13 protein-coding genes are annotated in these 20505 nt (G+C 65.8%); 11 read left to right on the plus strand and 2 right to left on the minus strand.

Annotated elements, in window-relative coordinates; all coding sequences use genetic code 11:
- Positions 1-564 precede the first annotated feature (564 nt).
- The 8 genes from OW493_RS04530 to OW493_RS04565 all read left to right on the plus strand — a co-directional run bounded on the left by OW493_RS04530 (position 565) and on the right by OW493_RS04565 (position 11813).
- Positions 565-1854 (plus strand): GlxA family transcriptional regulator, encoded by a 1290-nt coding sequence (locus tag OW493_RS04530; protein ID WP_240499605.1) that lies wholly within the window; start codon positions 565-567, stop codon positions 1852-1854.
- 196 nt (positions 1855-2050) lie between these two features.
- Positions 2051-2905: a monofunctional biosynthetic peptidoglycan transglycosylase gene (gene mtgA / locus OW493_RS04535; protein WP_289863376.1), complete on the plus strand. Its 855-nt coding sequence runs from the start codon at positions 2051-2053 to the stop codon at positions 2903-2905.
- A gap of 248 nt (positions 2906-3153) precedes the next feature.
- The gene (locus OW493_RS04540; RefSeq protein ID WP_077379049.1) at positions 3154-4164 is read left to right on the plus strand and encodes a dipeptidase; all 1011 of its coding nucleotides are present in this window, start codon (positions 3154-3156) and stop codon (positions 4162-4164) included.
- Between the two features lie 85 nt (positions 4165-4249).
- Positions 4250-4786, plus strand: coding sequence for a DUF5943 domain-containing protein (locus OW493_RS04545; protein ID WP_107335564.1), 537 nt, complete (start codon positions 4250-4252; stop codon positions 4784-4786).
- 273 nt (positions 4787-5059) lie between these two features.
- Positions 5060-7138, plus strand: coding sequence for a dimethylglycine demethylation protein DgcA (gene dgcA, locus OW493_RS04550; protein WP_077379051.1), 2079 nt, complete (start codon positions 5060-5062; stop codon positions 7136-7138).
- Between the two features lie 32 nt (positions 7139-7170).
- Positions 7171-9360, plus strand: coding sequence for a (Fe-S)-binding protein (locus OW493_RS04555; protein ID WP_289863377.1), 2190 nt, complete (start codon positions 7171-7173; stop codon positions 9358-9360).
- Positions 9357-10871, plus strand: coding sequence for an electron transfer flavoprotein subunit alpha/FixB family protein (locus OW493_RS04560; RefSeq protein ID WP_289863378.1), 1515 nt, complete (start codon positions 9357-9359; stop codon positions 10869-10871). The genes OW493_RS04555 and OW493_RS04560 overlap by 4 nt, the downstream gene beginning before the upstream one ends.
- 33 nt (positions 10872-10904) lie before the next feature.
- Complete coding sequence (locus OW493_RS04565; protein WP_289863379.1) at positions 10905-11813, plus strand: electron transfer flavoprotein subunit beta; 909 nt, start codon at positions 10905-10907, stop codon at positions 11811-11813.
- A gap of 66 nt (positions 11814-11879) precedes the next feature.
- Here OW493_RS04565 and OW493_RS04570 read toward each other — a convergent pair whose 3' ends face one another.
- Complete coding sequence (locus OW493_RS04570) at positions 11880-12587, minus strand: DUF4174 domain-containing protein (protein WP_289863380.1); 708 nt, start codon at positions 12585-12587, stop codon at positions 11880-11882.
- A gap of 440 nt (positions 12588-13027) precedes the next feature.
- Here OW493_RS04570 and OW493_RS04575 point away from each other — a divergent pair, with 440 nt between their 5' ends.
- Positions 13028-13420 (plus strand): DUF4168 domain-containing protein, encoded by a 393-nt coding sequence (locus OW493_RS04575; RefSeq protein ID WP_077379061.1) that lies wholly within the window; start codon positions 13028-13030, stop codon positions 13418-13420.
- A 97-nt stretch (positions 13421-13517) separates the two neighbouring features.
- On the opposite strand, the gene OW493_RS04580 is transcribed toward OW493_RS04575, so the two are convergent.
- On the minus strand, positions 13518-15107 hold the full coding sequence (locus OW493_RS04580) for a BCCT family transporter (RefSeq protein ID WP_289863381.1): 1590 nt from the start codon (positions 15105-15107) through the stop codon (positions 13518-13520).
- A gap of 435 nt (positions 15108-15542) precedes the next feature.
- On the opposite strand from OW493_RS04580, the gene OW493_RS04585 reads away from it, so the two are divergent.
- Entirely contained in the window at positions 15543-17306 is a 1764-nt protein-coding gene (locus OW493_RS04585; protein WP_289863382.1) for an NADH-ubiquinone oxidoreductase-F iron-sulfur binding region domain-containing protein, read from the plus strand.
- Positions 17303-20335 (plus strand): molybdopterin-dependent oxidoreductase, encoded by a 3033-nt coding sequence (locus tag OW493_RS04590; protein ID WP_289863383.1) that lies wholly within the window; start codon positions 17303-17305, stop codon positions 20333-20335. Before OW493_RS04585 ends, OW493_RS04590 begins: the two co-directional genes overlap by 4 nt.
- Positions 20336-20505: the final 170 nt, after the last annotated feature.

The raw sequence follows: 20505 nt of genomic DNA on the forward strand, positions 1-20505 counted from the left end.
CCTCGAGCTGTGATGTGACATTGCCAGCCACAGGGGATCGCTCCCCGAGCAGAGAACCTGCGTGAAAGACAGAAACGACAGCCCCGGCATCCATCATAGGATGTCGGGGCTGTCGTTTTTCCGTCATGAGCGACACCGCCTTTCAGAACCTTTCGCTATGAAGAACAGTTTTTGTGGCTCGCGGTTATATCGCGCCGATGTCAGCCAATCACGGCGTTATTCTGTGCCGTACAGCAACGATGATTTGCCGTGCAGCGGCGATTTAATCGCTGCGCGGTATCAGGGCGATGGTTTACTGTCGAGAGGTGGACAACGCACGACGTCCAAGCAGTGATTCACGACACCCCTGACGTTATCGGACTCCTTCGGGTCGCATCCCGAGTCGCTCAAGCGAGAGATCACGATGATGGCTGTCATCACTGCTGGAATCGCCAGCCTTCCGGTCGATTCCCTGCTGAGTGCCAACAACGACAATATCGCGGACCCCCTGATCGCCGACTGATCCGGGTGAGGGCATTCATGCTCCGGTCTGCAACTCAGGCAGATAGCAAGAAGGAGTTCCCCATGGCACTGACCAGTGGCCGCATTGATCGCCCGCACGATCGCTCTCACATGACATCCGGCTTTTCCTCCGATTCCCGCCGGGCGGGGGCTCGCTCGCTGGGCCCTCAGGCCGGTGAGACACGCCAGCCGCAGACCATCGGCTTCCTGTTGCTCGACAGCTTCACGCTCATCTCGCTGGCCTCGGCGGTGGAACCGCTGCGCATGGCCAATCAGCTGGCCGGACGTGAGCTGTATCGCTGGTACACCGTGACCCTGGAAGGCATGCCCGTGCGTGCCAGCGATGGTCTGCAGGTCACGCCGGATGTGTCGGCCGAGACCTGCCCGGCGCTGGACATGGCCATCGTCTGTGGCGGCGTCGGTATCCAGCGGGCGGTGCAGCGCCCGCATGTCAGCTGGCTGCAGGCCCAGGCGCGCGCTGGCCGTCAGCTGGGCGCCGTGTGTACCGGCAGCTGGGCGCTGGCGCAGGCCGGGCTGCTGGAAGGTCACGAGACCAGCATTCACTGGGAGTGTCTGGCGGCCATGCAGGAGGCCTTCCCGCGCGTACCGCTGACCACGCGACTGTTCTCCATCGACCAGCAGCGTGCCACCGCCTCGGGCGGCACCGCGCCGATGGACATGGTATTGACCATGATCGCCCGCGAGCATGGCCGCGAGCTGGCGGCGGGCATCTCCGAGATGTTCATCTGTGACCGCGTGCGCGGCGAGCAGGACCAGCAGCGTGTACCGCTCAAGCACGTGCTGGGCACCACCCAGCCCAAGCTTCTGGAAATCGTCGCGCTGATGGAGGCCAATCTGGAGGAGCCCATCGGTCTGGACGAGCTGGCCCACTACGTGGATGTCTCCCGCCGTCAGCTGGAGCGCCTGTTCCAGCGCTATCTGCACTGCTCACCGTCGCGCTACTACCTCAAGCTGCGCCTGACGCGGGCGCGTCAACTGCTCAAGCAGACGGCGCTGTCGATCATCGAGGTGGCCTCGGCCTGTGGCTTCGTCTCCACGCCGCACTTCTCCAAATGCTACCGCGAGTACTTCGGCATGCCGCCGCGCGATGAGCGTATCGGTGGTGAGCGTCAGCCCGGCGTGTCTGACGTGCCGTGTCGTGCCGATGTCGATCATCAGCTGCACGGCGTGGCCAGTCTGGAAGGCGTACTGCATGGTGCCATCCATCAGTCGCTGAGCCAGACGACTGCCTCCTCGCCGCTGCATACCGCCGCCGAATCGCCGGTGTCCTCGGCGATCCTGGCGCTAGCCAATGCGCGTGGCGAGCCAACCTACGCAAGCGTCAGGCTCTGATCGCCATACACCTGCGTGACGGGATGACCCCTCGATGCCCCTGCCCTTCGGCCGGGGCATCTTGGTTTTCACAGGAGCCATCGGCGGGCTCTGGTACACTCGAGCGCTGCATGAGGCAGTAGCTGACAACAAGGGCTGGGAGACGGGATGACCCGTCGTGATCAGCCACGACACGCGCGACAGGGGACGGCGAGGGATGGCACGAACACAGGGGCAGAAGACCCGCGATGGGCAATCGGCACGCCGCGGCGCGACACGCAGGCCGGCGGCGTCCGTGAAGATGCGCCCGATGGAGCGTCTGCGCTGGCTGGCGGTGTGGGCATTCAAGATCGTCGCCTGCTGGATGGTGGCCTGTGTCGGCCTGGTGGTGTTGCTGCGCTTCGTGCCATTGCCGGTGTCGATGGTGATGCTGGAGAAGTGGGGCTACAGCCTGGTCTCGGGGGCGCCGATGGCGCTCCAGCATGACTGGGTGCCGATGGAGGAGATTTCCCGCAATGCCCGGCTGGCGGTGATCGCCTCGGAAGACCAGAAATTTCCCGATCACTACGGCTTCGATGTCGATCAGATCGTCAAGGCCATCGATGCGCGCCTGGCCGGTGAACGGCTGCGCGGGGCCAGCACCATCAGCCAGCAGACCGCCAAGAATGTCTTCCTGTGGAACGGGCGCAGCTGGGTGCGCAAGGGGCTGGAGGTCTGGTTCACCATCCTGATCGAGGTGATCTGGCCCAAGGAGCGCATTCTCGAGGTCTATCTGAACGTCGCCGAGTGGGGGCCGGGGGTGTTCGGTGTCGAGGCCGCGGCCGTACATCACTTCAATACCGATGCCGCCAGCCTGTCCGCCTACCAGGCCAGCCTGCTGGCGGCGGTACTGCCCAATCCGATCCGCTTCAATGCCGGCAAGCCCTCGGCCTATATCCAGCGGCGTGCCAGCTGGACACGGCGCCAGATGAACAATCTCGGCATGGGCTATCTCAAGCGGCTGGAACAGCCGCGTGGCTGGTTGAGCTGGGACCTGCTGCCTTCGCTGAAGGAGCTGTCCCCCGCGCACTGACCGGCTTGACGCTACACCATCGGCTGTCCCACGACGCCCCGGCTCTCTCGAGTCGGGGCGTCGTCGTTTCAGAAACGACAGTCCTGACGCGATTCGGTAGCCACGCGTCGCATCTGGCGTCAGAGGGGGAAGAGGGCAGGACTATGCTGGCACAGCCTGCTGGAGATCGTGTTCCGGCAGACCCTGTCCGCCGGGTACGGGCAGTGACCTGACTTCCAGAGCCGCCTGCCCAGCGCCGGAGCGACATGATGTCCGAATTCTCCTCCTCCTTCGGTGGGTCCGATGCGGCCCGCGCCCTGCACGATGACAGCATCGTCATCGATGGTCTGGTGATCGCCAAGTGGCAGCGCGAGCTGTTCGAGGACATGCGCAAGGGCGGTCTGAGTGCGGCCAACTGCACCGTCTCGGTCTGGGAAGGCTTCCAGGCGACCGTCAACAACATCGTCAAGAGCAACCAGCTGATCGCCGAGAGCAGTGACCTGGTCTGCGTGGCGCGCACCGCCGCCGACATCCGCGCCGCCAAGGCCGCGGGCAAGACCGGCATCATCTACGGCTTCCAGAATGCCAACGCCTATGAAGACCAGATCGGCTATGTCGATGTCTTCAAGCAGCTCGGCGTGGGCATCGTGCAGATGTGCTACAACACCCAGAATCTGGTCGGTACCGGCTGTTACGAGCGCGATGGCGGCCTGTCCGGCTTCGGGCGCGAGATGGTCGCCGAGATGAACCGCGTCGGTGTGATGTGTGACCTGTCCCACGTCGGCTCGAAGACCTCCGAGGAAGTCATCCTCGAATCGAAAGTCCCTGTCTGCTACTCCCACTGCGCGCCGGCCGGTCTCAAGGACCACCCGCGCAACAAGTCCGATGCCGAGCTGCGCTTCATCGCCGAACACGGCGGCTTCGTCGGCGTCACCATGTTCACTCCCTTCCTCCGGGCCGGCGTCAACGCCACCGTCGATGACTACGTCGAGGCCATCGAATACGTGATGAACCTGGTCGGCGAGGATGCCATCGGCATCGGCACCGATTTCACCCAGGGTCACGGTCAGGACTTCTTCGAGTGGCTGACCCACGACAAGGGCTACGCCCGTCGTCTCACCAACTTCGGCAAGATCGTCAATCCGGAAGGCATCCGCACCATCGGCGAGTTCCCCAATCTGACCGAGGCGCTGCTGCGTCGCGGCATGAGCGAGCACCAGGTGCGCAAGATCATGGGCGAGAACTGGCTGCGCACGCTGGAAAACGTCTGGGGCGGCTGAGTCTGCCTGCCTGGGCCTTTTCTGGTTCGCTCTTTCTTGAACTCTCTTTTGCATCTCCCTTTCAGCCCCTTTTGAGGACACCGACATGAGCAAGATGGCCCCTGAACTGCCGATCGAGGTGGATAGCGAGACCGGCGTCTGGACCTCCGACGCACTGCCGATGCTGTACGTGCCGCGTCACTTCTTCATCAACAACCATGTCGCGGTGGAAGAGGCGCTGGGCGTGGAGAAGTACGCCGAGATTCTCTACCACGCCGGCTACAAGAGCGCCTGGCACTGGTGCGAGAAGGAAGCCGAGCTGCACGGCCTGGTCGGCGTGGAAGTCTTCGAGCACTACATGAAGCGTCTGTCGCAGCGCGGCTGGGGCCTGTTCATCACCGAGGAGATCGATCTGGAGCGCGGTACCTGCAAGGTGCGCCTGGAGCACTCCTGCTTCGTCTATCAGCAGGGCAAGACCGGCACCAGGCTTGAGTACATGTTCACCGGCTGGTTCGCCGGCGCGATGGACCAGATTCTGGCCGCGCGTGGCAGCGAGCTGCGCACCGTCGCCGTCCAGACCCAGAGCGGCGGTGAGGAAGGCTGTGATGTGGGGTATTTCGAGGTCGCTCCCGGAACAGTGTGACGTTTTCAGATCCGCCACTCTCTACTCCATGGCTCGGGTCAAGGCCCAGGCCCGGCCCACGTAAAAGGCAAAAGGCAAAAGCCGGCTGCCCGATCCTCTCTCTGTCACGACACTCACCACACACACAACAACGACAACGCAACGCCTGAGCGCCGCCTTTCCTGACATGCAAGACGCCTGACGCCGCCCGCCGCCACGAGTCCCGACTCGTGGCGGCGGGCAGGCCAGGCCGGCGTGACAAGGCGGCGCTCTCCCCGGCGAGGAGCTTTCACCATGGCATTCGACGCACTCTTCCAGCCGATCGAGATCGGCAAGCTGACCATCCGCAACCGCGTCGTCAGTACCGCCCATGCCGAGGTGTATGCCACCGATGGCGGCATGACCACCGAGCGCTACGTGCGCTACTACGAAGAGAAGGCCAAGGGTGGGTGTGGCCTGTGCATCTGTGGTGGCTCCTCGGTGGTCTCCATCGACAGCCCGCAGGGCTGGTGGAGCTCCGTCAATCTGTCGACCGACCGCATCATTCCGCATTTCCAGAATCTGGCCGATGCCGTGCACAAGCATGGCGGCAAGATCATGATCCAGATTACCCACATGGGCCGTCGCTCACGCTGGGACGGCTTCGACTGGACCTCGCTGATGTCGCCGTCCGGCATCCGCGAGCCGGTACACCGCTCCACCTGCAAGACCATCGAAGTCGAAGAGATCCAGCGCATCATCGCCGACTTCGCCCAGGCGGCGCGACGTGCCAAGGAAGGCGGCCTGGATGGCGTCGAGCTGTCCGCCGTGCATCAGCACCTGATCGACCAGTTCTGGAGCCCGCGCGTCAACAAGCGCACCGATGAGTGGGGCGGCAGCTTCGAGGGTCGCATGAAGTTCGGTATCGAGGTGCTCAAGGCGGTGCGTGCCGAGGTCGGTGATGACTTCGTGGTCGGCATGCGCATCTGTGGTGATGAATTCCATCCCGATGGCCTGTCGCATGACGACATGAAGCAGATCGCGGCCTATTACGACGCCACCGGCCTGCTCGACTTCTTCGGCGTGATCGGCTCCGGCTGTGATACCCACAACAGCCTCGCCAACGTCATTCCCAACATGTCCTACCCGCCGGAACCCTTCCTGCATCTGGCCTCCGGCATCAAGGAAGTGGTCAAGATTCCGGTGATCCACGCCCAGAACATCAAGGACCCCAATCAGGCCGAGCGCATCCTGGAAGGCGGCTATGTCGACATGGTCGGCATGACCCGCGCGCACATCGCCGACCCGCACATCATCGCCAAGATCAAGATGGGCCAGCTCGACCAGATCAAGCAGTGCGTCGGTGCCAACTACTGCATCGACCGTCAGTATCAGGGCCTGGATGTGCTGTGCATCCAGAATGCCGCGACGTCACGCGAATACATGGGCCTGCCGCACGAGATCGAGAAGACCAGCGGTCCGGTGCGCAAGGTCGTCATCGTCGGCGGCGGTCCGGCCGGCATGGAAGCGGCGCGTGTGTGTGCCGAGCGTGGCCATGCCGTGACACTGTTCGAGGCGAAGGAAGAGCTGGGTGGCCAGATCACCACGGCTTCCAAGGCGCCGCAGCGTGACCAGATCGCCGGTATCACGCGCTGGTATCAGCTGGAGCTGGCGCGTCTGAAGGTCGATCTGCGCCTGGGCACCCGCGCCGATGAAGCGACCATCCGTGACCTGCGCGCTGACGTGGTGATCCTCGCGGTGGGCGGCCGTCCGTTCATGGAGCAGTTCGAATCCTGGGGCTACGACGAGGACCCGGCCAAGAGCCTGATCGTCTCTTCCTGGGACGTGCTGGACGGGCGTGTCGCGCCGGGCAGCAACGTGCTGATCTACGACAGCATCTGCGAATTCTCCGGTGTCTCGGTGGCCGATTATCTGGCCACCAAGGGCGCCAGGGTCGAGATCGTCACCGATGACATCAAGCCGGGGGCGGCGGTCGGCGGCACCACCTTCCCGACCTATTACCGCAGCCTGTATGCCAAGGAAGTGGTGATGACCTCCGACATGGTGCTGCATGAGGTCTACCGCGAAGGCGAGGGGCTGGTGGCGGTGCTCGAGAATGAATACACCGGCACGCTGGAAGAACGCGTCGTCGACCAGATCGTGGTCGAGAACGGCGTGCGCCCCGATGAAGCGCTCTACTACGCCTTCAAGGACGGCTCGCTCAACAAGGGCCAGATCGACGTCGAGTCGCTCTACGCCATCAAGCCGCAGCCGTGCCTGAGTCAGGCCACCGACGGGGATGATTACCTGCTGTTCCGTCTCGGCGACTGCAATGCACCGCGCAACACCCACGCCGCCATCTATGACGCCCTGCGCCTGTGCAAGGATTTCTGATCGCGTCTGACACATCGGTGGGAGGTTTGGCTATGAACGAAACAGTGTTGTCGGTGTTGATCTTCGCCGCCTTGGCGCTGGCCGCCATCGGTGCGGTCAAGCGCATCGGCCTGTGGCGCCAGGGGCGGGCGGATGCCACGTCCATGCGCGTGGGAGAGCTGATCGCGAGCCTGGCCAAGGTGCCGCGCCGCTACGGGGTGGACCTCCACCACGTGGTCGCGCGCGACCGCTACATGGCCAATACCCACGTCGCCACCGGCGGTGGCTTCGTGGCCGCGGCGCTGCTGATGGTGGTGGTCTACGGCTTCGGCATCGACTCCGCCTGGCTGGGCGTCTTGCTGCTGCTGGCCAGTGGCGCGATGTTCGCTGGTGCGCTGTTCGTGCGTCGTCGTCGTCTCGACCCGCCGGCACGCCTGTCGCGTGGTCCGTGGATGCGTCTGCCCAAGAGCCTGCTGGTGTTCTCTGCCAGTCTGTTCGTGATGAGTCTGTCACTGGTGCTGCCGGAAGGCGTCGGCGGCATGATCTCCGGCGGTATCCTCGGGCTGGTGCTGGTGGCGGGGATCGCCTGGGGGCTGCTCGAGATGATCGTCGGCATGACCGGTGGCGGCTCGCGCATCACCGGGCCGATGAAGCATGCCTTCGCGGGCGCGCTGCATCTGGCCTTCCATCGGCGTCCGGGGCGTTTCAGCACCCGTGACAGCGCCGGCATCCGCGACAGCGCGCTGCTGCCGCTGGATCTTTCCAACCCCGAGGCGCCGCTGGGCGTCGGCAAGCCTGCCGACTTCAACTGGCGTCAGCTGCTGGGCTTCGATGCCTGCGTGCAATGCGGGCGCTGTGAAGCGGTGTGTCCGGCGTTCGCGGCCGGTCAGCCGCTCAATCCCAAGAAGCTGATTCAGGACATGGTGGTGGGCATGGCGGGGGGCAGCGATGCCGCCTACGCCGGTTCACCCTATCCGGGCGATGAGCCGAAGCGCACGCCCGGTCAGCATGGCGGCGGCCCGCAGCAGGCCATCGTCGGGGCCTCTCCGCATGCTCGCCCGGCAGGTCAGGCAGCGTCATCCGGGCCGATCCAGATCAAGGCGGCGCAGGGCGCTGCGGGCAAGCCGGCAGACGCCGACAAGCTGATCCACGAATTCACGGTACTGGTCGAGCCGGAAACCCTGTGGGCCTGCACCACCTGTCGTGCCTGCGTCGAGGAGTGCCCGATGATGATCGAGCACGTCGATGCCATCGTCGACATGCGGCGCCACATGACGCTGGAGCAGGGCGCGACCCCGGGCAAGGGCGTCGAGGTGCTCGACAATCTGATCGCCACCGACAACCCGGGCGGCTTTGCGCTCGAGGCGCGGCTGCACTGGGCGGCGGATCTCGACCTGCCGCGCATCGCCGAGGTTCAGGCCGCCCGCGAGGCGGCGCGTGATCCGCGTCCGGTGGAAGCGCTGCTGTGGCTGGGCGATGGTGCCTTCGACATGCGCAACCAGCGCACGCTGCGCGCCTTCGTGCAGGTGCTGCGCGCGGCCAGGGTCGATTTCGCCATCCTCGGTGCCGAGGAGCGTGACAGTGGCGACGTGGCACGCCGTCTGGGTGACGAGGCGACCTTCCAGTCGCTGGCCACCCGCAATATCGCCACCCTGTCGAAGTATCGCTTCGCGCGCATCATCACCTGTGATCCTCACAGCTTCCATGTGCTGGGACGTGAATATGCCGCCTTCCGTGGCGACTACCTCGTCAATCACCACACCAGCTACATGAACGAGCTGCTGGCGGCAGGTCGTCTGAGTCTCGATGCCACCAGACTGGCCACGCTCGGCTCGGTCACCTGGCATGACCCCTGCTATCTGGGCCGCTACAACGGGGAATTCGAGGCGCCGCGCACCTTGCTGGCGGCGCTGGGTCTTGAAGTGCGCGAGATGCAGCGCTCCGGCTTCCGCTCACGCTGCTGTGGTGGCGGCGGTGGCGCGCCGGTGACGGACATCCCCGGCAAGCAGCGTATCCCCGACATGCGCATGGGTGACGTGCGCGAGACCGGCGCCGAGGTAGTGGCGGTCGGCTGCCCGCAGTGCACCGCGATGCTGGAAGGCGTGGTGGCGCCGGCTGGTGAAGCCGAACCCCAGGTGCTGGATCTGGCGGAACTGATGGCGCGGGCGCTGGTAGCGGATACGTCCACGCAGGGCTTGGCGACGTCGACCACGCAGCCCACTGACGCGGAGGTGGCGGCATGACGATCCCCGTCGATCCACAAGCAACCGAGCATCCACACGCATCCGAGCGCGAGCCACTGCCACGCCGTGACCCGCGCCTGGAGCAGCAGGCACGCAATCGTCTGCACCCGGAGCATCTCAGCGCGCTGCAGGCGCTGGGCCGAGGCGCGGCCACTCCTCAGGAACGCTGGATGGGCCCGAAGGGCGTGATGCGTCGCAATCCCCACGTCGGCCACTTCATCGCCGCCAATGGCCGCAAACGCATCGATCGCAGTGGCCGCTCCGGGCCTGTCGCGGCAGGTGCCGGTCAGGCCGCCGTCGTTGCCAAGGCGCGCGTGCTGCCGCTGGTCGAGATCGCATCACCTGCCTTCCTGATCGCGGTGGTGCCGGACATGACCGGCGGGCGACTCTCGAGCCACGACCGCGATGTGCTGGGGTTGGCGCGTCAGATCGCTGATGCCGACCCCGCCCATCAGGGCGCGGTGCTGGCCGTCACCTTCGGCACGCTGCGTGAGGAGGGTGACGCCGCCGACAGTGTCGGACTCGGCGCGGCAGGTGCCGATCGCTGGCTGCACTTTGCCGACAGTGTCCACGATGGTTACGCGCCGCTGGCCCAGCTGGCGGAGCTTGAGGCCATTGATACACGCCTGGCACCACGGCTGTGGTTGCTGCCGGAATCCCGCACTGGCGGCGGTGAGCGTGGCCGACGTCTCGGGGCGCGCCTGCTGTGCACGGGCGATGCGCTGGCGCGGCCCAGCGGCAATGTCTATCAACTCGAGGGCGAGCTTGCGGCCATCGGGCGTGGCGAGCTTGCCGAGGTGAACGTCACCGGGCGCAGCGGCAATGGTCAGCAGGACCTGACCCGCGCGCTGACCCGTATCCTGCTGTGCGAGGCGGAATGCGCCGAGCCGGTGGAAGATGTGCGCCACGCCGCGCTGCCGCTTGAGTGGGAGGCAGCCAGCACCGCGCACGCCGTGCCAGACGTGATCGAGGATCTTGGCCCGGTAGCGGTCGATCCCTCCGCGATCGCGCTGGGCGAGGCCGAATTCATTCTCTCGGCGGGCAACGGCATTCGCGACTGGGATGGCTTCCACCGTGCCGCCAGTCTGCTGGGCGCCACCGAAGGCGCCTCGCGGGTGGCGGTGGATGACGGCTTCATGCCGCGTGCCCGTCAGGTCGGTGCCACCGGTACCTGGGTGACGGCGCGGGTGTACGTGGCGGTGGGCATCTCGGGGGCCATCCAGCATCTGCAGGGCATCCAGCGCTGCGACAAGGTGGTGGCGATCAATCTCGATGGCGGCTGTGACATGGTCAAGCGCGCGGATCTGTCGGTGATCGGCGATGCCGGGGCGATCCTCGCCAGGCTCTGTCAGCAGCTCGAGGCCGAACGCGGTGCCGGTGGTGACGCCCAGGCGGCAGGTGGTGCCTCGGCGGCGGGTCAGTCGTCTACTGCGCCCGCTATGTCCTCCAACCCGTCCTCCAACCCGTCATCCAGCCCGTCATCCGCTACGCTTGCCGCCGACGCGGCCTGAACTCGCGCCTGCGACAGGAGAAAGGAGAAGGACATGAAGGCAGATCATTCGTCCATTGCGCAGCAGGCCTCGGAACCGCTTGAGGTCGTGAGTCTGGTATCGCTGGGGCAGCACCCGGTCTCGGGGCGTCTGCGGCGCGCCGAGCAGGACGCCCGCGCCCTGGAGCTGTGTCTGGCATTGGAGCGCCGGTCGGCACCCGGTGCCGTCAGCCTCAGCGCCTGGCACGCCAGTGGCAGCAAGATCGCGCCCGGCAGCGAGCAGGACCAGGCGCTGCGTGGCTATCTGGGCATGGGGCTGGAGTCGTTGACGCTGGTGACGCCTGACTCTCTTCAAGCTGAACCGCTCACGGCTGTCGATCCGCAGGCGGCGGCTGCCGATCAACCGGTCATCGATGTCTGGCCGCTGCTGGTGACGCGCCTCAAGCAGGCGGCACCGCAGCTGGTGGTGTGCGGTGGCCAGAGTGAGACCGGCGAGGGCAGTGGCCTGCTGCCGCATCTGCTGGCGGAGAGCCTCGGCTGGCCGCTGGTGGAGGGTATCGTCGCGATCGAGAGCTGCGATGGCGCGCATCTCACCGCCTTGCAGGCCTTGCCGCGTGGTCAGCGGCGGCGACTGCGGGTGAAGCTGCCGGCACTTGTCAGCGTCGATGCCGCCGCGCCGGCGGCACGTCAGTCGGCCTTCGCGCAGGCGCGGCGGGGTGAACTTGCCTCACTGGCAAGCGGTGAGCTTGCCCATGACGCGGTGGCGGAGGCCTTTGCCATCGCGCCGGCTCGCAAGCGACCCAAGCGCTTGAAGCGCATCAAGGCGACCAGCGCGCGGGACCGCTTCAAGGCCGCGGCCGCCAAGGCCGAGGGTGGCAGCGGCAAGCGTCTGGATGGCGTGAGTGCGGAGGAGGGCGCAGCGGAAATCCTCAAGCTGCTGCGCGAGGAAGGCGTGCTGCGCTGAAGCTGCGCAGACATGAAAACGCCCCTGTCAGCTCGGCTGGCAGGGGCGTTTCGTCGTTCAGGCGTGTCATTCATCCCACTGCCAATCCTCGTCATCCAACGGCGCGGGCGAGGTATGTTCCTCGCTGCCCGAGGAGGTCTGACGGGTGGCCTCGCCGGCTTCGCGCTGGCGCATCGGCATGCTGTCGATCACCTGATAGATCTGGTCCGGTGCGACGAACCCCTCCAGCTGCATCTTCTTGCCACCGTCCTTGCCGATCAGGATGACGGTGAAGGGCGCGCCCTCGCGCAGCTGCATGGCATCACGCAGGGCACGAACCTCCTCGAAGCTCATCGGCACGCCATCGTGGATGCCGCGCGTGCCCATCAGCGTATAGAGCGTGACATCGCGCTGCTGCATCTCGCCACGCGTGGCGCGCAGCTCATCACGCTGGCGCTCCAGCTCACGGTCCTGTTCATCCGGCGCGATCAGTACCAGCGAGCGACGGTTCCAGGTCTCGCCCAGCAGCGGATTGGCGGCGGGGTCGACGTTGGCGGCGGTCATGGTGGTGTCTACCGTGTCTGGAGGAGAGGGCGGTGGCGGTGCACCTGCGGAAGTCTCGGCGGGCGCATTCAGCTGCGGATTCTCATCCAGCAGGCTGAGGGCCTGGGCGGGGAGACTCGTGAACAGTCCGGCCAGCAGGCACAGACTCACTCCTCGGGCGAATGCTGCCCGGACAGCGATGTGGCGCGGCAACGAGCGGCGCGAGGGCGAAGACGGCGTATATCGGGACATGACAGTCCTCCGGCGGCGTGGGGCAAGAATGCAGGACAGTCCGGCATGGGACCGCAACGCAGGGGCCTGATGTCAGGTTATGTCAGTCTGCACCAGTTTGCCGACCTTGTGCAGGCGGTTTGTGTGGTACTGCACGGGGGGATATATCAGCGGTAACTGCACGGACATGACGCCTGCTGTCTGACAGGATGGCTGCCAGATGACGGAAAGTGTCTGCCCGATCTTTCTCGGGCAACTCGGTGCTTGTATGGGTGTCCAGCTCGCAGGAGGCCTGCCATGCGGGGCTTGGTGGTCTTTTCGTTGCTCGTTTGCGACAGTTGTATCCAGAGTTATCCGAATGTTTTTCAAACAGTTACACGAAAGATTGAACATCCGGCCGTGGTGTCCGTCTGAGTTGGTGTAATCACTTTTTGATGATCAATGAACGACTGGAGGTTGCAATGAAACGGATGACTGCATACATGACGGCTGCCCTGATCTCTGCGGGCATGATGTCTGCGCCGGCGTTCGCTGCTGACGCACCGGCCCAGGGTCAGGCTCCTGCTCAGGCGACACAGGCTCAGGCCGGTGACTTCAGCGATGCGCAGTTGGAACAGTTCGCTGCTGCCTCTCAGGAGATCGCACGCATTTCCCAGGATTTCGCCGGCAAGCTGCAGGAAGCTGACGACGAGACCGAAAAGCAGAGCGTCCGTCAGGAAGCCAATGACGAGATGGTCAGCGCGGTCGAGGACTCCGGTCTGGAAGTCGCGACCTTCAACTCCATCGGTCAAGCGGTGCAGAACAACCCGGACCTGATGAAGAAGGTGCAGAAGCTGGCTCAGGAAAACTCCTGATCTTGCCTGGATGACGTTCGGGTCATCCAATGAAAACGCCGCCCCCGGTTGCCGGGGGCGGCGTTTTTTTGTGCTCATGATCCGTCAGCGCCGCATGTCAGGCGCCGGTGACCGGTCGGGCGAGCGCGTCCTGCGCCTTCCTTTCCTGCATCAGACCACGGAACAGCGAATAGCACATCACCAGCAGTACCAGCGTGAACGGCAAGCCTGTCGCGATGGCACCGGCTTGCAATGAGCCGAGTGCGGCACTTCCCCCGCCGTACAGCAGGGCACCGGCAATCAGTCCCTCCATCGCCGCCCAGAAGACTCGCTGGCTGACCGGCGCATCCACCTTGCCGCCGGCAGTGATCGAGTCGATCACCAGTGAGCCGGAATCCGAGGACGTGACGAAGAACACCAGCACCAGCAGGATGGCGATGAAGGACGCCACGCCGGACAGCGGCAGGTTGTCGAGCATCTGGAACATGGCCAGTGACACGGAATCGATGCCGTTGGCCAGCGCGCCGACCCCATTGATGGCCTGTTCCAGCGCCGTGCCCCCGAAGACGGACATCCACACGATGGTGACGAGTGTCGGTACCAGCAGCACGGCGGTGACGAATTCGCGCACCGTGCGGCCGCGCGAGACACGCGCGATGAACATGCCGACGAACGGCGACCAGGAAATCCACCACGCCCAGTAGAAGACGGTCCAGCCGTGGAACCAGCTCTCGTCCGGGCGATCGATCCAGTTGGACAGCGGCAGCAGGTATTGCACATAGCTGAGTGTCGTGGTGCCAAGTCCCGTGAGGATGGCCAGCGTCGGCCCGAAGATGAGGATGAAGATGATCAGCACGGCGGCGATGATCATGTTGATGTTGGAGAGCAGCTTCACCCCGCCGTCCAGGCCACGACTGACCGAGTAGATGGCGACCAGGGTCACCAGGATGATGATCGCGATCTGGGTCGGCAGGCCATCGCCGATGCCGAACAGGTAATCCAGCCCAGATGCCGCCTGGGCGGAGCCCAGCCCCAGCGACGTCGCCAGCCCGAAGATGGTCGCCAGCACGGCCAGAATGTCGACGACATGCCCCATCCAGCCCCAGGTGCGCTCACCGAGTATCGGGTAGAACGCCGAGCGGATGGTCAGCGGCAGGCCCTTGTTGTAGGTGAAGAAGGCCAGTGACAGACCCACCACGGCGTAGATGGCCCAGGGATGCAGGCCCCAGTGATACATGGTGGCGCCCAGCGCGGCGCGTGCGCCCTCCGGCGTGCCGGCAGGCGCATTCAGCGGCGTGCCGTACCAGTTGGTGTAATAGGCCACCGGCTCGGCGACGCTCCAGAACATCAGACCGATGCCCATGCCGGCGGCGAACAGCATCGCGAACCACGAATGCGTCGAGAACTCCGGAGTCGCCTTCTGGCCGCCCAGGCGCAGCTTGCCCACCGGATGCACGATCAGCAGCAGGCAGAACAGCACGAAGAGGTTGCCGGCCAGCATGAACAGCCAGTCGCCATGTGCGATGGACCAGGCCTTGGCGCCGCCCAGGGCACTTTCCGCGCCCGCGGGGAAGACGATGGCAAACAGGATGAAGCTGACGATCAGCACGGCGCTGATCGCGAAGACGGGGTTATGCACATCGAGACCCATGACCTGGACATTGTCCTGGCCGATCTCGTAGTCCGTGTCATACGGATTCGATGACATGTGGTGACCTCATGTTGTTATTGGTGTCGCCATCCGAGCAGGGCGGGTGGGGCGAGTCGAGGCGTTGTCGCGGGTGTCTCCCGTGGCTGCGATGAGGGAAGGGGGTGGAGTGGCAATTCAGAGCGCGGTGGCGAGTCTGACTGCGGGACAGGTCGCCGTCGGGCCTCGGTGATTGTGTGAGGGCTGGGCGAGGGCGAGTTAGCTGGATACGACGCCGACATGTGCGTGACTGACATGCGAGGCGATTCGGCGGGGGAGGCGGTTGTCGCGGCTCTGCCCGCTTTGTAGATTGCGATCTACAGTGAAGGAACCTGCCCGGCGTGACGGACCTGCCGGACAGCGTCCACCTTCACACAGACGCGTCTACGGTCCAGCCAGGCCGTTGTCTCGACCGCACGCTCCGCCAGTTCATAACGATAACAATGTGGTGCCGCCATGACGCCTGAGACCCTGACCGAGCCGACCCCCGTCGCTCGTCGCCGTTCGCGCAGCCAGTTGCGCGGCCGCCCGCTGGATGCCGAGGCCTGGGCCGAGGTGCAGCGCCTGCTGGGCGATGCCCCGGCGCAGCGTGACCTTCTGCTCGAATATCTTCACGTGCTCAATGATGAGGTCGGCTATCTGACGCTGGCCCATCTGCGTGCGCTGGCCGAGTGGATGCGCCTGCCGATGGCCGAGGTCTACGAGACGGCCACCTTCTATGCCCATTTCACCGTGGTGCGCGATGGCGAGATGCCGCCTGCGGCACTGACCGTGCGCGTCTGTGATTCGCTGTCCTGTCAGCTGGCCGGCTCCGAGGCCCTGCGCGCCGGTCTCGCCTCGGGTCTGGACCCCGCACAGGTGCGCGTGCTGCGGGCACCCTGCATGGGGCGCTGCGACAGTGCGCCGGTGGCGGAGGTCGGGCATTGCCATCTCGGCCATGCCAGCGTGGAAGGTGTCACGGCGGCGATCGCCGAGGGCCATGTGCATGCCGCGCCGGCCGCGAGTCTCGACTATCCGCGGCTGGCGGAATATCGCGCCAGTGGCGGCTATGGGCTGCTCGCCGCGCTGGAGGGCGGTGAGGTCAGCATCGATGACCTGGCGCAGATGATCGAACAGGCCGGTCTGCGTGGCCTGGGCGGAGCGGGCTTCCCGACGTTTCGCAAGTGGGGCTTCGTGCGTGCCGAGACAGGGCCGCGCTATTGCGTGATCAATGCCGATGAAGGCGAGCCCGGCACCTTCAAGGACCGCTGCTATCTGGAGCGTGAGCCGCACACCTTCCTCGAGGGCGCGCTGGCCAGTGCGCATGCCATCGAGGCCGAGGCGCTCTACCTTTACCTGCGCGACGAGTACCCGACCCTGAATGACGTGCTGCGCGAGTGCATCGCGGAGCTGGAAGCCGCAGGCCTCGTCGCGCCCGGCTTCATCCATCTGCGGCGTGGCGCCGGTGCCTATATCTGCGGCGAGGAATCGGCACTGATCGAGTCGCTGGAAGGCAAGCCCGGCAAGCCGCGCCAGCGTCCGCCCTTCGTGGCCCAGTGCGGGCTGTTCGGACGCCCGACCCTGGTCAACAACGTCGAGACGGTCTACTGGATCGCGCGGCTCCATCGCGAAGGGCACGCGCCATACGTGGCAGCCGGACGCCAGGGGCGTCAGGGGCTGCGCAGCTTCTCGCTCTCCGGGCGCGTCAGACGCCCGGGCATGTACCTGGCACCGGCCGGCATCACGCTCAATGAATTGGTCGAGGAATACGGCGGCGGCATGGCCGAGGGCCATCGCCTGCGGGCCTATCTGCCCGGTGGGGCCTCCGGCGGCATTCTGCCGGCCAGCAAGGCGGACCTGCCGTTGGACTTCGACACCCTGCAGGCCCATGGCTGCTTCATCGGCTCGGCCGCAGTGGTGGTGCTGTCGGACCAGGATGACCTGGCGGCGGTGGCACGCAATCTGATGAGCTTCTTCATGGACGAGTCCTGCGGCCAGTGCACGCCGTGTCGCGTCGGCACGCGCCAGATGCTGGCGGCGCTCAGTGGCGATGAATGGGACGAGGCGCTGCTGACGCGCTTGTCGCAGGTGATGATGGACGCCTCGATCTGCGGGCTGGGGCAGGCCGCGCCCAATCCGGTACTCGGCCTGCTCAAGGATTTCCGGGAGACCCTCGCCAGCAGCGGGGTGCGCTTGATCGCCACGAGCCATGCGGCTGACGCCACGGGAGGTGAGGCATGAATGCGCTGACAGGACTCGGCAACTCGCCTTCGGATGATCAGCCGCTGCGCGAGGATGGCTTCACCATCACCCTGGATGGTGCCGAGGTGACGGCCTATCCCGGCGAGACGCTGTGGACGATCGCCAGGCGTGCCGGCGAGACGATTCCCCACCTCTGCTACAGCGAAGCGCCGGAGTATCGCGGCGATGGCAACTGTCGCGCCTGCATGGTCGAGATCGTCGGCGAGCGCACCCTCGCCGCCAGCTGCATCCGCGAGGCGCGCGCGGGCATGGTGGTGCGCAGTACCAGCTCTGAGCGGGCGGGTGCGGCGCGCGCGATGGTGGTGGAACTGCTCGCCGCCGACATGCCAGCCGAGGCCCATAACCCCGATGTCAGCAGTCACTTCATGGCGATGGCCGAGCTGCTGGCGGTGGATGTCGGGCACGCTCGCGAGACGCTGGGCGGTGCCCGCGAGACGGTCCGTGAGTGGCTGGGGGATACGGTTGAAGAGTGGCTGCCGACGCCGGCCAGCGCTCTCGATCACTCCCATGCCGCGATGGCGGTCAATCATGACGCCTGCATCAGCTGCGGCCTGTGCGTACGCGCCTGTCGCGAGGTGCAGGTCAATGACGTGATCGGGCTGGCGGGGCGCGGCAGCAATACGCGCATCGTGTTCGATCTCGAGGACCCGATGGGCGACAGCACCTGCGTCGCCTGTGGCGAGTGCGTGCAGGCCTGCCCGACCGGTGCTCTGATGCCTGCCGCCCAGGTGGATGAGCAAGGCCATGGCGACAGCGCCGCCGTCGATGCGCGCGTCGCCTCCGTCTGCCCGTACTGCGGCGTGGGCTGTCAGCTGGAGTATCAGGTCAGTCGTGGCAGCGGCGGGGCGTTGGTCGGCGAAGGCCAGCAGGCCGCGACGCTGGCGGATGTCCGAGAGCTCAGTGCGCCCTCAGACGCGATCACTCGCGAAGCGACCAGCCACCGTCAGCCGGTCGCGGATGCGCGGCTCGACAACATCATCGCGGTCAGTGGTCGTGATGGCCCCTCCAATCACGGACGCCTGTGCGTGAAGGGACGCTTCGGCTTCGATTATCCGCGTCATCCGGAGCGCCTGATTCGCCCTCTGATCCGCCGTGACGGCGTGGCCAAGGGGCTGGATGCGAACTTTGACCCCGCCCACCCGCTGACCCACTTCCGTGAGGCCAGCTGGGACGAGGCCCTCGAGGTCGCGGCCGAGGGGCTCATGCGCCTCAAGCGAACGCATGGCCCCGATAGCCTGGCGGGCTTCGGCAGCGCCAAGTGCACCAACGAGGAGGCGTGGCTGTTCCAGAAGCTGGTGCGCACCGGCTTCGGCTCCAATCATGTCGATCACTGCACGCGGCTGTGTCATGCAAGTTCAGTGGCGGCGCTGATGGAAGGCGTTGGCTCGGGCGGCGTGAGCGCCTCCTTCATGCAGGCCGAGCAGTCCGACCTCATCGTGCTGACCGGCTGCAACCCGGGCGTCAATCATCCGGTGGCCGCCACCTTCTTCAAGCGCGCCGCCAGGCGAGGCACGCGCATCGTGGTGATCGACCCGCGCGCGCTGGCGCTGCGGCGTCATGCGCATCGCTCGATCCAGTTCACGCCGGGGGCGGACGTGGCGCTGTTCAATGCCATGCTCAACGTCATCATCACCGAAGGGCTGGCCAATCAGGCCTATATCGAGGCGCATACCGAGGACTTCGCTGCCCTGGCGGAGCACGTCACGGCATTGACGCCGGAGGCGATGTCGCCACTGTGCGGCGTGGCGGCCGAGGAGATTCGCGCCGTGGCCCGTGAGTACGCGACGGCCGAGCGCGCGATGATCTTCTGGGGCATGGGCATCTCGCAGCACACCCACGGCACCGACAATGCCCGCTGTCTGATCGCGCTGGCGCTGGTGTGTGGCCATGTCGGGCGGGAGGGCACCGGCCTGCACCCGCTGCGCGGGCAGAACAATGTCCAGGGCGCCTCGGATGCCGGGATGATTCCGATGGTCTTCCCGGATTATCAGCCGGTGGGTGACACGGCGGCGCGCGCGCGACTGGAAGCGCTGTGGGATACGCCGCTCTCGGCCACACCGGGCCTGACGGTGGTGGAGATCATGCACGCCATCCATGCCGATCAGATTCGCGGCATGTACATCCTCGGCGAGAATCCGGCGATGTCGGACCCGGATCTCGATCACGCGCGCAGCGCGCTGGCGCATCTCGAGCATCTGGTGGTGCAGGACATCTTCGTCACCGAGACGGCGCAGTTCGCCGATGTGGTGCTGCCCTCGTACGCCTGGCCGGAGAAGGACGGCAGCGTCACCAACACCAATCGCCAGGTGCAGCGCGGGCGGGCGGCACTGCGTGCCCCGGGCGAGGCCAAGCCGGACTGGTGGATCACCCAGCAGCTGGCGCGGCGCATGGGGCTTGCCTGGGATTACGCCGGGCCGCAGGAGATCTACGCCGAGATGCAGCAGGGCATGGATTCCCTCGACAACATCGACTGGGCGCGGCTGTCCGAGGAGAACTCGGTGACCTACCCGTGCCTGACGCCGGGAGGCGAGGGTGAGGATGTGGTGTTCGGCGATGGCTTCCCGCGCGCCAGCGGTCGGGCCCGATTCGTGCCGACCTGGCCCACGCCGCCGGATGAGACGCTGGATGACGACTATCCGACGGTACTGACCACCGGCCGTCAGCTGGAGCACTGGCATACCGGCTCGATGACGCGCCGCGCGTACGTGCTCGACAGTCTGGAACCTGCCGCCGTGGCCACGCTCAACCCCGTCGAGCTGGAGCGACTGGGGATCGCGGCGGGGGAGGCGCTCTCGATCACCACGCGGCGCGGTCAGATCACGCTGGCCACCCGCGCGGACCCGCTGACGCCGGCCGGCATGGTCTTCGTGCCATTCTGCTACGCCGAGGCCGCCGCCAACCTGCTGACCAATCCGGCGCTGGACCCGGTGGGCAAGATCCCCGAGTTCAAGTACGCCGCCTGCCGCCTGGCCAGAGCCGAATCTGCTTCGGCCAGTCTGGACACCTGAACGCGAGGGTAGGTGAGAGGAGGGAAAGGAAAGGAAAGGAAAGGGCAGGGCCCGTCTGGCGCAAATGCCTATGGCAGTGGCGCTGGCGGATACGCAGGGCGTGCCTCGGTCTGACCAGAATGTCGGAGACGGCTCGCCGCACGTTTCGGCTATCCTCAGAAGGGCCATGC

This window comes from Cobetia sp. 14N.309.X.WAT.E.A4 (assembly GCF_030397495.1).
In the GTDB taxonomy this organism is placed as follows: Bacteria; Pseudomonadota; Gammaproteobacteria; order Pseudomonadales; family Halomonadaceae; genus Cobetia; species Cobetia marina.

Coding starts and splice junctions, on each gene's coding strand:
- OW493_RS04530 (WP_240499605.1), top strand. CDS start 565: ATGGCACTGACCAGTGGCCGCATTGATCGCCCGCACGATCGCTCTCAC.
- mtgA (WP_289863376.1), top strand. CDS start 2,051: ATGGCACGAACACAGGGGCAGAAGACCCGCGATGGGCAATCGGCACGC.
- OW493_RS04540 (WP_077379049.1), top strand. CDS start 3,154: ATGTCCGAATTCTCCTCCTCCTTCGGTGGGTCCGATGCGGCCCGCGCC.
- OW493_RS04545 (WP_107335564.1), top strand. CDS start 4,250: ATGAGCAAGATGGCCCCTGAACTGCCGATCGAGGTGGATAGCGAGACC.
- dgcA (WP_077379051.1), top strand. CDS start 5,060: ATGGCATTCGACGCACTCTTCCAGCCGATCGAGATCGGCAAGCTGACC.
- OW493_RS04555 (WP_289863377.1), top strand. CDS start 7,171: ATGAACGAAACAGTGTTGTCGGTGTTGATCTTCGCCGCCTTGGCGCTG.
- OW493_RS04560 (WP_289863378.1), top strand. CDS start 9,357: ATGACGATCCCCGTCGATCCACAAGCAACCGAGCATCCACACGCATCC.
- OW493_RS04565 (WP_289863379.1), top strand. CDS start 10,905: ATGAAGGCAGATCATTCGTCCATTGCGCAGCAGGCCTCGGAACCGCTT.
- OW493_RS04570 (WP_289863380.1), bottom strand. CDS start 12,587: ATGTCCCGATATACGCCGTCTTCGCCCTCGCGCCGCTCGTTGCCGCGC.
- OW493_RS04575 (WP_077379061.1), top strand. CDS start 13,028: ATGAAACGGATGACTGCATACATGACGGCTGCCCTGATCTCTGCGGGC.
- OW493_RS04580 (WP_289863381.1), bottom strand. CDS start 15,107: ATGTCATCGAATCCGTATGACACGGACTACGAGATCGGCCAGGACAAT.
- OW493_RS04585 (WP_289863382.1), top strand. CDS start 15,543: ATGACGCCTGAGACCCTGACCGAGCCGACCCCCGTCGCTCGTCGCCGT.
- OW493_RS04590 (WP_289863383.1), top strand. CDS start 17,303: ATGAATGCGCTGACAGGACTCGGCAACTCGCCTTCGGATGATCAGCCG.